Source organism: Ruegeria sp. AL1, assembly GCF_056540905.1.
Map to the genome: position 1 here is coordinate 19,559 of NZ_JBQFXP010000004.1, position 11,649 is coordinate 31,207.

Genomic DNA, 11,649 nt, shown 5'->3' on the forward strand with positions numbered 1-11,649 from the left:
GCTCCTCTGTCTTGGGTCAGAAGGGGGCGGGCTGTAGGCCGGATCCCCATCCCAACCATGTCCTCATACCATTAGAGTTTGGTTGATCGTGGCCCGGCTTCAAGGGTTTTCTTGCACTTGACAGTCTAATTTCCTGTGACCGTGGCCGTGAGGAGGGGAAATTATGCATTAGAATCGGTCTTTTCGACCTCTGATCTCAGCAAAAACTTCCGCCGGGTCAGCGTTTTCCATGTCCAGTTGCGCCTGAATCGCCGGATCAGCCGCACGGAGAAAGGGGTTTGTGGCTTTCTCTAAGGCAAGAGTCGAGGGCACAGTGGGTTCGCCTGTGGCGCGGGCGCGTTCGATATCGGCCACACGGTCTTTCAGTGCCGGGTTATCCGGATCGATGGTGACGGCGAATTTGGCGTTTGATTGCGTATATTCGTGACCGGAACAGACGATTGTTTCGTCCGGCAGGGCCGCCAGCTTGCTGAGCGAGGCCCACATTTGCGGTGCGGTCCCTTCAAACAAACGTCCGCAGCCCAACGCCATCAGACTGTCGGCCGTAAACACAGCCGCGCTTTGCGGCATATAAAAAGCGATGTGCCCAACCGTGTGTCCCGAGACATCCATGATCTCGACCTTCTCACCTCCAAACGCGAAGCTGTCACCGTCATTCACTTTCAGGTCCAGTTGCGGCAGGCGGTGCGCGTCGGCGGCGGCACCGATTACCTGTGCGTTGTGCTTCTCAAGAATACCCGCCAACCCATCCACATGATCCCAATGATGATGCGTCAGCAGCACATGCGACAGGTTCCAGCCGCGTCTATCCAGTTCAGACAGGATGGGCCCCGCTTCGGGTGCGTCGATCAATGCGGTATTGCCGCTTTCGGCGTCATGCGCCAGAAAAGCGTAGTTATCGCTGAGACAAGGAATGGTGACGATCTCAAGAGGCATGGTCTTTTGCCCTTTCGTTGCTAGACTGCGCTCAGCTAAGCCGATTGACCGGGTGTCCGCAATGCATCTTGATGTGCAGGATCTGAGGAATTTCTACTATCGCAGCACGTTGGGACGTGCGGCGCAGGCGGCGATCCGGGGCCGGTTGATCGAGCTGTGGCCCGAGGCAAAAGGGCAGACCGTGGCTGGATTCGGATTTGCGGTGCCCCTGTTGCGCCCTTTCCTCGCAGATGCGCGCCGGGTGATTGGTTTGATGCCGGGGCCGCAGGGTGTGATGCCCTGGCCTGCAGGAATGCCAAATGTGTCGGTCCTGACGGAAGAGACACTCTGGCCGATCGAAACCGGTCATGTGGACAAGCTGGTCGTGATGCACGGGCTTGAGACGTCAGAGCGGCCCAGCAAGGTGCTGGAAGAATGCTGGCGGGTGCTGGGGCCGGGCGGCAAGGCGCTGTTCGTGGTGCCCAACCGGGCCGGTCTTTGGTCACGCTCGGACCGCACACCATTCGGGTTCGGGCGGCCGTATTCGGCATCGCAATTGGAGAACCAGCTTCGCGCGCACCATTTCCTGCCCGAGGGCCATTGCTCGGCCCTTTACATGCCACCTTCCTTTCGCCGCTTCTGGCTGAAATCGGGTAATCTGATCGAAAAAACCGGACAGCGGGTGCCAACCGTTATGGCGGGTGGCGTTCTGATGGTTGAGGTCAGCAAACATATTCGCCCCCCAAGCGGCAGCGTTACGAAGGATAAGTCCAGGCGACCCATAAAGGCGCTGGATGGATTGCTGAAACCTGCCTGACAATTGGGCCTTTTGGCGCGCGCGAATTGCGGGAAAAAAGTCACAGGAATCGCAAAAACCTGCATATTCGTAACATTTTTCAACTGAGCCAACCGGTCCAAAGGGTCGCACTTGATGTAACTGTCTGAAAGTTAACGGTTTGTGGATAAGTATGTTACCGCTATAGCGTATTGCTAGGTTGGAATACCTCTGCTACATCCCCGGTGATTTTGATCCCCGCCCTTTATGGACGGGGTTTCCTCACGCCCCAAGGTAGCGGCCGCTACTCAAAATCGGGGCCTCAAATATCGGAAGGGTGGACGTGTCCGAACCAGCTTCGATTTCCACAGGCATAGCCGAGCGCTATGCCACGGCGATCTTCGAGATCGCGAAAGAGAATAATGACCTTGCAGGTCTGGAAACCGGAATCAACGATCTGGCAGCAGCATTGGGCGACAGCGCCGAGCTGCGCGACCTGATCGCTTCGCCTCTGGTTTCGCGCGCCGAACAAGAGGGCGCAATCACCGCAGTTGCTGACAAGATGGGCCTGAACGCCATCCTGCGCAACACGCTGGGTCTGATGGCGCAGAAACGCCGCCTGTTTGTGGTGCCGCAGCTGGTGCAGGTTCTGCGCGACATGCTGGCTGAAGAGCGTGGCGAAGTGACCGCCGATGTTGCCTCGGCCAAGGCGCTGACCAAGACCCAACTGGATAAACTGTCCAAAACGCTGTCCGAGCGTGTGGGCAAGACCGTGACAATCAATGCGACCGTGGATGAAAGCCTCATTGGCGGTCTTGTCGTTAAAGTGGGCTCGAAAATGATCGATAGCTCGATCCGTTCGAAGCTGAACTCCCTACAGAATGCAATGAAAGAGGTCGGATAAATGGGAATCCAAGCTGCAGAGATTTCTGCAATCCTGAAGGACCAGATCAAGAATTTTGGTCAGGAAGCCGAAGTGGCCGAGATCGGCCGCGTGCTGAGCGTCGGTGACGGGATTGCCCGTGTATACGGCCTGGACAACGTGCAAGCGGGTGAGATGGTCGAATTCCCCGGTGGCATCATGGGCATGGCGCTGAACCTGGAAAGCGACAACGTGGGTGTCGTTATCTTCGGTTCCGACCGTGACATCAAAGAAGGTGACACTGTTAAGCGCACCAACTCGATCGTGGACGTTCCGATCGGTGACGAGCTGCTGGGCCGCGTTGTTGACGGTTTGGGCAACCCGCTGGACGGCAAAGGCCCGATCAATGCATCCAAGCGTGGCGTTGCTGACGTAAAAGCCCCTGGCATCATCCCGCGTAAATCGGTGCACGAGCCGATGGCAACCGGCCTGAAATCGGTTGACGCGATGATCCCGATTGGCCGTGGCCAGCGGGAACTGATCATTGGTGACCGTCAGACCGGTAAAACCGCTGTGGCGCTGGACACCATCCTGAACCAGAAAACCTACAACGACGCGGCAGGCGACGACGAGTCGAAGAAACTGTACTGCATCTACGTGGCCGTTGGTCAAAAGCGTTCGACCGTTGCGCAGCTGGTGAAGAAACTGGAAGAATCCGGTGCGATTGAATACTCGATCGTTGTGGCCGCGACCGCGTCCGACCCGGCGCCAATGCAGTTCCTGGCGCCTTACTCGGCGACCGCAATGGCGGAATACTTCCGTGACAATGGCCGTCACGCGCTGATTATCTATGATGACCTGTCGAAACAGGCCGTGTCCTATCGTCAGATGTCCCTGCTGCTGCGCCGTCCGCCCGGACGTGAAGCTTATCCGGGTGACGTTTTCTACCTCCACTCGCGCCTGCTGGAGCGTTCGGCGAAGCTGAACGAAGATTTCGGTGCAGGCTCGCTGACCGCTCTGCCGGTTATCGAAACGCAGGGTGGTGACGTTTCGGCGTTTATTCCGACCAACGTGATCTCGATCACCGACGGTCAGATCTTCCTCGAAACCGAACTGTTCTATCAGGGCATCCGTCCTGCTGTGAACACCGGTCTGTCGGTTTCGCGTGTGGGCTCGTCGGCTCAGACCGATGCGATGAAATCGGTTGCGGGTCCGGTTAAGTTGGAGCTTGCTCAGTACCGCGAAATGGCGGCCTTTGCGCAGTTCGGTTCCGACCTCGACGCCGCCACCCAGCAGCTGCTGAACCGTGGTGCGCGTCTGACCGAGCTGATGAAACAGCCGCAGTACTCGCCGCTGACCAACGCCGAAATCGTCTGCGTCATCTTCGCGGGCACCAACGGTTACCTCGACAAGATCGACGTATCGGATGTTGGCCGCTATGAGGCCGGTCTGCTGTCGCACCTGCGCGGCAAGCATGCTGACCTGCTGAAGTGGATCACCGACGAAGATCCCAAGGTCAAAGGTGACGCGGCAGACAAGATCAAGGCAGCGATCGACGAATACGCCGCGACCTTTGCTTGATAGGGGGTTCCGATGCCTAGTCTGAAGGACCTTAAAAACAGGATCGAGTCGGTCAAATCGACCCGCAAGATCACCAAGGCCATGCAGATGGTCGCGGCCGCAAAACTGCGCCGCGCCCAGGAATCTGCCGAAGCCTCACGCCCCTATGCCGAGCGGTTCAATGCCGTGATGGCGGGGCTGGCGGCGTCGGTCGGGGGCAGCGACAGCGCCCCCAAGCTGCTCCGGGGTACGGGCAGCGATGATGTCCATCTGCTGGTTGTCATGACAGCTGAACGCGGCCTGTGTGGCGGCTTCAACTCGAACATCGCCAAGCTCGCCCGTCAAAAGGCGGAAGAGCTGCGCGGCAAAGGCAAGACGGTCAAGATCCTGACTGTCGGCAAAAAAGGCCGTGACGCGCTCAAGCGCGATTTGGGCGATCTGTTCATTGGACATGTCGACCTGAGCGAGGTCAAGCGTATCGGGTACACCAATGCGCAAGACATCGCCAAGGACGTCCTGTCCCGCTTTGACGGGGGTGAGTTCGACGTTGCCACGATCTTCTACTCGAAGTTCGTCAACGTCGTGACGCAGATCCCGACGGCACAGCAGGTCATCCCGGCCTCGTTCGAGGACGAAGCGACAGGTGACGACAGCGGTGCCGTGTTCGACTACGAGCCCAGCGAAGAGGCCATTCTGGCCGACCTGCTGCCCAAGGGGGTTGCAACCGCGATCTTCTCGGCTCTGCTCGAAAACGGAGCGTCTGAACAGGGTGCGCGGATGTCCGCAATGGACAACGCGACACGCAACGCGGGTGAGATGATCGACAAGCTGACGATCCAGTTCAACCGCTCGCGTCAGGCCGTGATCACCAACGAGCTGATTGAAATTATTTCCGGCGCCGAAGCGCTGTAGAGACATACCGGAGACGAAACATGGCGAATGCAAAAGGCAAAGTCACACAGATCATCGGGGCCGTCGTCGACGTGCACTTCGAAGATCAGCTGCCTGAAATTCTGAACGCGCTGGAAACCACCAACAACGGCAAGCGCCTGGTGTTGGAAGTTGCTCAGCACCTGGGTGAAAACACCGTCCGCACCATCGCGATGGACGCGACCGAAGGTCTGGTCCGTGGCGAGGCAGTCACCGACACCGGTTCTCCGATCTCGGTTCCGGTGGGTAACGCCACGCTGGGCCGCATCCTGAACGTGGTCGGCGAGCCGATCGACGAAAAAGGCCCCGTTGAAGCGTCTGAGGCCCGTGCCATCCACCAGCCCGCGCCCGAGTTCGACGAACAGTCGACCGAGTCGGAAATTCTGGTCACCGGCATCAAGGTTGTTGACCTGCTGGCCCCCTACGCCAAAGGCGGTAAAATCGGTCTGTTCGGCGGTGCGGGCGTTGGTAAAACCGTTCTGATCATGGAACTGATCAACAACATCGCAAAAGTGCACTCGGGCTTCTCGGTGTTCGCGGGTGTTGGTGAACGGACCCGTGAAGGCAACGACCTGTATCACGAGATGATCGAATCGAACGTGATCAAGCCCGACAATCTGTCGGAATCTCAGGTTGCGCTGGTTTACGGTCAGATGAACGAACCTCCGGGAGCGCGTGCGCGTGTTGCTCTGACCGGTCTGACCCTGGCCGAGCAGTTCCGCGACCAGTCCGGTACCGACGTTCTGTTCTTCGTCGACAACATCTTCCGCTTTACGCAGGCGGGTTCCGAGGTTTCGGCTCTGCTGGGTCGTATTCCTTCGGCGGTGGGCTACCAGCCGACACTGGCCACCGACATGGGCGCCCTGCAGGAACGCATCACCTCGACCAAGTCGGGTTCGATCACCTCGGTGCAGGCCATTTATGTTCCTGCGGACGACTTGACCGACCCCGCGCCGGCAACCTCGTTTGCGCACCTGGATGCGACCACCGTTCTGAACCGTGCGATCTCGGAAAAGGGTATCTACCCGGCTGTTGACCCGCTCGACTCGTCCTCGCGTCTGCTGGACCCCGCAATCGTGGGCGAAGAGCACTACGGCGTTGCGACTGACGTTCAGCAGATCCTCCAGCGCTACAAGTCGCTGCAGGACATCATCGCCATCCTCGGCATGGACGAACTGTCGGAAGAAGACAAACTGACCGTGGCCCGTGCCCGTAAGATCGAACGCTTCCTGTCGCAGCCGTTCGACGTTGCCGAGGTCTTCACCGGTTCGCCGGGCGTTCAGGTTCCTCTGGACGTGACCATCGCCTCGTTCAAAGCGGTTGTGGCTGGCGAATACGATCACCTGCCCGAAGCGGCCTTCCTGATGGTTGGCGGCATCGACGAAGTGATCGCCAAAGCGGAAAAGATGGCCGCAGAAGCCGCCTAAGGAGTATCCCTGATGGCAAACACGATGCAATTCGACCTCGTCAGCCCCGAGCGGAGCCTTGCTTCGCTTGAGGCCACCGCGGTCCAGATTCCTGGCGCGGACGGGGACATGACGGCGATGCCCGACCATGCCCCCACCATCACCACGCTGCGCCCCGGTCTGCTGAAGGTTGAGGCACCCGCAGGAGCCAGCGAATACCTGGTCACCGGCGGGTTTGCCCAGATCAACGGCGACGGTCTGTCGGTTCTGGCTGAAAAGGCCATTCCGGTTGCCGAAGTGACCCGGTCGCATCTGGATGACCTGATCGCCGAGGCCCGCGCCTCGCACGAGGCCGCAAAGGCCGGTGACGATCAGACCATCGTCGATGACGCTGCCAAGCTGCTGGCCGATATGGAAGCCCTTGGAACGCATATGAGCCTGTAAAGGTTCAGCTCATTCAATTTGAAACGGCCCTGCAATGCGGGGCCGTTTTTTTGTCGTGATTTTGACAGACGCGTGCGGTAAGAAGCGGAAATTCAATAATAAAGATAGCTGATGAAGACATTTGCCACCCATCCCATTGGTATCGACCAAGGTGAAGAAGTTCTGTTTTCCGAGTTTGCCGATGGTGGCGATATGTGGACAGGCGAAGGCCCGCGCGAACGTCGTGCGGCGATACGCTTCTGTCAACCATTTCGAACCACACCCGTTGTCCAGATCGGCATTTCGCTATGGGACGTGGACACATCCACCGCTTTGCGGGCCGAGGTAAAGGCCGAGGAGGTCACGCTCGAGGGGTTTAGCGCAGTGTTCCGCACGTGGTCCGACAGCAGGATTGCGCGCATTCGGGTAACATGGATGGCGATCGGAGAGGTCGCGCATGAGGATGACTGGGACATTCTTTAGCGCGAGGCCGCAGGGGACAGCCTACTGAGACGTCTGCAGAGCGTCAGGCGGGCCTTTGATTGTCAAAAGATCAAATTCAGCATCACCAGCGATACGACCAAAAACAGAACGGTCATCACTCCGCCCGATCGAACAAAATCCGTAACCTTGTATCCGGCCGGTCCCATGATCAACGCATTCACCTGATGGGTTGGAATGATAAAGCTGTTCGATGTGGAAATCGCGACGGTCAGAGCGAACAGGGCCGGGTTGGCTCCGGCGGCGACCGCGATGGATACGGCCAGCGGAACAAGCAGAACCGTGGCCCCCACGTTTGACATTACCAGCGAGAATGCCGTTGCCAGAATCGCCACTCCGGCCTGAAGCGACCAGATCGGCCAGCCATCCAGAATGAGCATGATCTGTTGCGCTATCCATGCGGCTGTTCCGGTGTTCTGAACTGCCTGGCCCAGCGGGATCAGACAAGCCAGCAGAAACACGGTGTTCCAGCCTACGGCGCGATAGGCCTCATCCACGCTGAGGACACGACTCAGCATCATCCCGGCGGCACCGGTCAGCAGGCAAAGCGACAGGCGGATATCGGTGAACAGGATCATCGACAGGGAAATGGCAAAAAACGCCAGCGCCCATCCGACTTTTTGCGGCCGCAATTCGTCTTGAGGGAAGTCCGAAGTGACGACCACGAAATCCGGATCCCGCTTGATCCGCATCAGGTTGTCCCAGCGTGTATGCGCCACAAGCATGTCGCCAGCGTGGAACTCCTCAAGGCCAATCTGAGTGGATTCGTGATCTTCCGTTTCCACGTGGCTCAGCGTTTCTTCACCCCGATGAATGGCCAGCAACGACATACCGTAGGTTTTGCGAAACAAAAGCTCACGCGGGCATTTGCCGATCAACTTGCTGTCCGGTGTTACGACCACCTCGGCAATGCCCGCATTGGTTGGCGCGAATTCTTCGACGAACACGTCCAGATCGGGCAAGACGGTCAGTCCGTATTTCTGCGCGAACTCTTCGACAACCCAGCGACGGCCGACAATGGCAAGGCGGCACGGGGCGGCAATTTCCGCCGTGAGAACCTGAACCATGGATGTCTTGCCGCGATAGAAGGTCGAGATGATATACAGATGATTCTCGAAATTGATGTCAGCCAGGATTTGCCCGACCAGAGGGCTTTCCGCGGGCACCACGACCTCAAACACATCCGCCTTCAGGCCATAGACGCGCTGCAGATATTCTTGCGTGCCTTGTCCGGTGCCCGTACTGTCCTGCCCCGTTTCGCCGGGCAGAACCCACCCGCCCAGCAGCAGAAAATAGGCGATACCTGTCAGGATCAGAACCGCACCGATCGGTGTGACGGAAAACAGCCCAAAGGGTTGCATTTTCTGTTCCTCGGGCAAACCGTTATTGGCCGTCAGGATCAAATCGTTCAGCAGGATCAGCGGAGAGGACCCGACCATGGTCATGGTGCCCCCCAGAATGGCGCAGAACCCCATAGGCATCAGCAACCGCGACAATGGAATACCGGATCGGGATGAAATTCGGCTGACGACAGGCAGGAAAAGCGCAGCGGCCCCCACGTTCTGCATGAAAGACGAAATGACGCCGACGGTTCCGGACACGATGGGCAACACCCGGTTTTCGGCCTTGCCGCCATATTTCAAAATGACTGCCGCGACCTTGTTCATGATCCCGGTCTTGTCCAGACCGGCCCCCACGATCATCACCGCGATGATCGAGATCACGGCGTTCGAGGCAAAGCCGTCAAACAGATGCGGCACGTCCGCCAGATTTCCCAGACCGGGCGCATAGCTGAGCAACCCGATCAAAACCAGAACCAGAATGGCAGAGAGGTCGATGCGGACAATTTCCGAGACAAACAGGAAAACGGTAAAAGCCAACAGGGCGCACACCACACCCATCTCAAACGTGAAAGTCAGTTGCTCCACAAGGCCACCCAGCTTAGTTCGCAGCAAGTTTGACCTTTGATCCTAAGCAATTACGCGTGACTTGTCATGGGAATTTGAAGTCGCCTCTTTGGGCGGCTCTTGAGGTGAAATCCGCGTGGGTCGGGTTGATCTGAAATGGAGTTGTGGTGTTACCTCAGGAAAGGCCGGTGAACCCTAGGATTGGGTTTCACCCCGTCATTTGAGAGGTTGGAATTGGTTTGGCGCACGAGAACTGATAACTCGGATGTTCGGGTATGATCGTTGAATGAGTGATGGGGTGGAGCCCCATCCTACGTTTGTTGTCATTCATCTTACGGAGCGTCAGCAAGTGCTTCTGAAATACAGTCATCATGAATCGGGTTATGCCCAGCAGCGAGCATAGCAATCTTTGCATCGCGCTCCGATCTGGCCAGCAATAGGAATTCCTTGCCCATCGTTGTGAGCTTCCCAACCATACATTCGGCAAGAATTCGGTTCTGTGCCGACGTCATGTCATCTCTTGACAAGTAAAGCACATATTTCTCTTGCGCTGCAGCGTTGAGAGGATCGGCTGCAACTGAACCTGACGAAAGTAAAAGGATGCATCCCGTTCTTAGAATGTGCATGGCCTATCTATTGGTATCTATAGTCGAATTTCAAAACGTCCTGAGCCAAGGCCCACTGCTCCAGCGATGGTCCCCCAATCTATCACCGCGCAAACTTCTTATGCTTCAACCGCTTTGGCTCCAGCGCGTCCGGGCCTAGGCGGCGCTTCTTGTCCTCTTCGTAGTCTTCGAAGTTGCCCTCGAACCATTCCACATGGGCATCGCCTTCGAAGGCCAGAATATGCGTACAAATCCGGTCCAGGAAGAAGCGGTCGTGTGAGATGACCACGGCGCAGCCGGCGAAATCGACCAGGGCGTCTTCCAGCGCGCGGAGGGTTTCGACGTCCAGATCGTTGGTCGGTTCGTCGAGCAGCAGGACGTTGCCGCCCTCTTTCAGCAGGCGGGCCATGTGGACGCGGTTACGCTCACCGCCGGATAGCAGCGAGACTTTCTTCTGCTGGTCACCGCCCTTGAAGTTGAAGGACGAGCAATAGGCGCGGGAATTGACCTGCGCGTCGCCCAGCTGGATGATCTCGGCGCCGCCGGTGATCGCCTCCCACACGGTGTCATTGTCGGCAAGGTCGTCGCGGGACTGGTCGACATAGGACAGTTCGACCGTGTCGCCCAGCGTGATGGTGCCGCTGTCGGGTTGTTCCTGACCGGTGAGCATCTTGAACAGGGTCGATTTACCGGCACCGTTGGGGCCGATGACGCCGACAATGCCGCCGGGGGGCAGGGCAAAGTCCAGCCCTTCGATCAGTTGCTTGTCGCCCATGTGTTTCGACAGGCCCTCGACCTCGATCACCTTGCCGCCGAGGCGCTGGCCGTTGGGGATGACGATCTGGGCGCGCGTCAGCTTTTCGCGTTCGGACTGCTCGGCCAGTTCGTTATAGGCGTTGATCCGGGCCTTGGATTTGGCCTGACGGGCCTTCTGGCCCTGACGCATCCATTCCAATTCGCGCTGCAGGGTTTTCTGCTTGGACTTGTCCTCGCGGGCTTCCTGTTCGAGCCGTTTGGCTTTTTGTTCCAGCCAGGCAGAGTAGTTGCCCTCGTACGGAATGCCACGCCCACGGTCGAGTTCGAGGATCCAGCCGGTGATGTCATCCAGGAAATAGCGGTCGTGGGTGACGATCAGGATGGTGCCCTTGTAGTCGATCAGGTGCTGTTGCAACCAGGCGATGGTTTCGGCGTCCAGGTGGTTGGTCGGTTCGTCCAAGAGCAGCATGTCGGGCGCTTCGAGCAGCAGCTTGCAGAGCGCCACGCGGCGTTTCTCACCGCCCGAGAGGTTGGCGATGTTGGCATCGTCCGGCGGGCAGCGCAGCGCCTCCATGCTGACGTCGATCTGGCTGTCGAGGTCCCAGAGGTTCTGGCTGTCAATTTCGTCCTGCAGCTTGGCCATTTCGTCGGCGGTCTCATCCGAGTAGTTCATCGCCAGTTCGTTATAGCGGTCGAGGATCGCCTTCTTTTCCGCCACACCCAGCATGACGTTTTCACGCACGGTCAGGATTTCGTCCAGCTTTGGTTCCTGTGGCAAATAGCCGACCTTGGCACCTTCGGCGGCCCAAGCCTCGCCCGTGAAATCCTTGTCGAGGCCCGCCATGATCTTCATCAGGGTCGATTTACCGGCACCGTTGACGCCGACGACACCGATTTTCACGCCGGGCAGAAAGCTGAGGTGGATGTTTTCAAAGCACTTCTTGCCACCGGGATAGGTCTTTGAGACACCCTGCATGTGGTAGACATATTGATAGGCGGCCATGTCGCG

General features: G+C 58.2%; 11 protein-coding genes. 7 read left to right on the top strand and 4 right to left on the bottom strand.

The features are described from left to right. Nucleotides 1-168: 168 nt before the first annotated feature. Nucleotides 169-936, bottom strand: coding sequence for a hydroxyacylglutathione hydrolase (gene gloB, locus ACRZ9X_RS07400; RefSeq protein WP_480517348.1), 768 nt, complete (start codon nucleotides 934-936; stop codon nucleotides 169-171). 61 nt (nucleotides 937-997) lie between these two features. On the opposite strand from gloB, the gene ACRZ9X_RS07405 reads away from it, so the two are divergent. From ACRZ9X_RS07405 to ACRZ9X_RS07435, 7 genes are all read left to right on the top strand, one after another. Then, entirely contained in the window at nucleotides 998-1,732 is a 735-nt protein-coding gene (locus tag ACRZ9X_RS07405) for a class I SAM-dependent methyltransferase (RefSeq protein WP_480517350.1), read from the top strand. A gap of 301 nt (nucleotides 1,733-2,033) precedes the next feature. Next, on the top strand, nucleotides 2,034-2,594 hold the full coding sequence (locus ACRZ9X_RS07410; RefSeq protein ID WP_480517352.1) for a F0F1 ATP synthase subunit delta: 561 nt from the start codon (nucleotides 2,034-2,036) through the stop codon (nucleotides 2,592-2,594). Beyond that, on the top strand, nucleotides 2,595-4,133 hold the full coding sequence (atpA, locus tag ACRZ9X_RS07415) for a F0F1 ATP synthase subunit alpha (RefSeq protein ID WP_480517354.1): 1,539 nt from the start codon (nucleotides 2,595-2,597) through the stop codon (nucleotides 4,131-4,133). A 12-nt stretch (nucleotides 4,134-4,145) separates the two neighbouring features. Continuing rightward, a complete protein-coding gene (locus tag ACRZ9X_RS07420; RefSeq protein WP_480517356.1) occupies nucleotides 4,146-5,024 on the top strand; it encodes a F0F1 ATP synthase subunit gamma in 879 nt (292 codons plus the stop codon). Between the two features lie 20 nt (nucleotides 5,025-5,044). Continuing rightward, nucleotides 5,045-6,469, top strand: a complete 1,425-nt coding sequence (gene atpD, locus ACRZ9X_RS07425; protein ID WP_480517358.1) for a F0F1 ATP synthase subunit beta — start codon at nucleotides 5,045-5,047, stop codon at nucleotides 6,467-6,469. Nucleotides 6,470-6,481: 12 nt separating this feature from the next. Continuing rightward, nucleotides 6,482-6,892: a F0F1 ATP synthase subunit epsilon gene (locus ACRZ9X_RS07430; protein WP_480517359.1), complete on the top strand. Its 411-nt coding sequence runs from the start codon at nucleotides 6,482-6,484 to the stop codon at nucleotides 6,890-6,892. A gap of 111 nt (nucleotides 6,893-7,003) precedes the next feature. After that, entirely contained in the window at nucleotides 7,004-7,354 is a 351-nt protein-coding gene (locus tag ACRZ9X_RS07435; protein ID WP_480517361.1) for an H-type lectin domain-containing protein, read from the top strand. Between the two features lie 62 nt (nucleotides 7,355-7,416). On the opposite strand, the gene ACRZ9X_RS07440 is transcribed toward ACRZ9X_RS07435, so the two are convergent. The 3 genes from ACRZ9X_RS07440 to ettA all read right to left on the bottom strand — a co-directional run bounded on the left by ACRZ9X_RS07440 (nucleotide 7,417) and on the right by ettA (nucleotide 11,643). Further along, on the bottom strand, nucleotides 7,417-9,273 hold the full coding sequence (locus ACRZ9X_RS07440; protein ID WP_480517978.1) for an SLC13 family permease: 1,857 nt from the start codon (nucleotides 9,271-9,273) through the stop codon (nucleotides 7,417-7,419). A gap of 338 nt (nucleotides 9,274-9,611) precedes the next feature. Beyond that, on the bottom strand, nucleotides 9,612-9,791 hold the full coding sequence (locus tag ACRZ9X_RS07445) for a hypothetical protein (RefSeq protein ID WP_480517363.1): 180 nt from the start codon (nucleotides 9,789-9,791) through the stop codon (nucleotides 9,612-9,614). A gap of 196 nt (nucleotides 9,792-9,987) precedes the next feature. Beyond that, nucleotides 9,988-11,643 carry an energy-dependent translational throttle protein EttA gene (ettA, locus tag ACRZ9X_RS07450; protein WP_480517365.1) on the bottom strand — a complete coding sequence of 552 codons (1,656 nt, stop codon included), beginning with the start codon at nucleotides 11,641-11,643 and terminating at the stop codon, nucleotides 9,988-9,990. Nucleotides 11,644-11,649 lie beyond the last annotated feature (6 nt).

Coding starts and splice junctions, on each gene's coding strand:
- gloB (WP_480517348.1), bottom strand. CDS start 936: ATGCCTCTTGAGATCGTCACCATTCCTTGTCTCAGCGATAACTACGCT.
- ACRZ9X_RS07405 (WP_480517350.1), top strand. CDS start 998: ATGCATCTTGATGTGCAGGATCTGAGGAATTTCTACTATCGCAGCACG.
- atpA (WP_480517354.1), top strand. CDS start 2,595: ATGGGAATCCAAGCTGCAGAGATTTCTGCAATCCTGAAGGACCAGATC.
- ACRZ9X_RS07420 (WP_480517356.1), top strand. CDS start 4,146: ATGCCTAGTCTGAAGGACCTTAAAAACAGGATCGAGTCGGTCAAATCG.
- atpD (WP_480517358.1), top strand. CDS start 5,045: ATGGCGAATGCAAAAGGCAAAGTCACACAGATCATCGGGGCCGTCGTC.
- ACRZ9X_RS07430 (WP_480517359.1), top strand. CDS start 6,482: ATGGCAAACACGATGCAATTCGACCTCGTCAGCCCCGAGCGGAGCCTT.
- ACRZ9X_RS07435 (WP_480517361.1), top strand. CDS start 7,004: ATGAAGACATTTGCCACCCATCCCATTGGTATCGACCAAGGTGAAGAA.
- ACRZ9X_RS07440 (WP_480517978.1), bottom strand. CDS start 9,273: ATGGGTGTGGTGTGCGCCCTGTTGGCTTTTACCGTTTTCCTGTTTGTC.
- ACRZ9X_RS07445 (WP_480517363.1), bottom strand. CDS start 9,791: ATGACGTCGGCACAGAACCGAATTCTTGCCGAATGTATGGTTGGGAAG.
- ettA (WP_480517365.1), bottom strand. CDS start 11,643: ATGGCCGCCTATCAATATGTCTACCACATGCAGGGTGTCTCAAAGACC.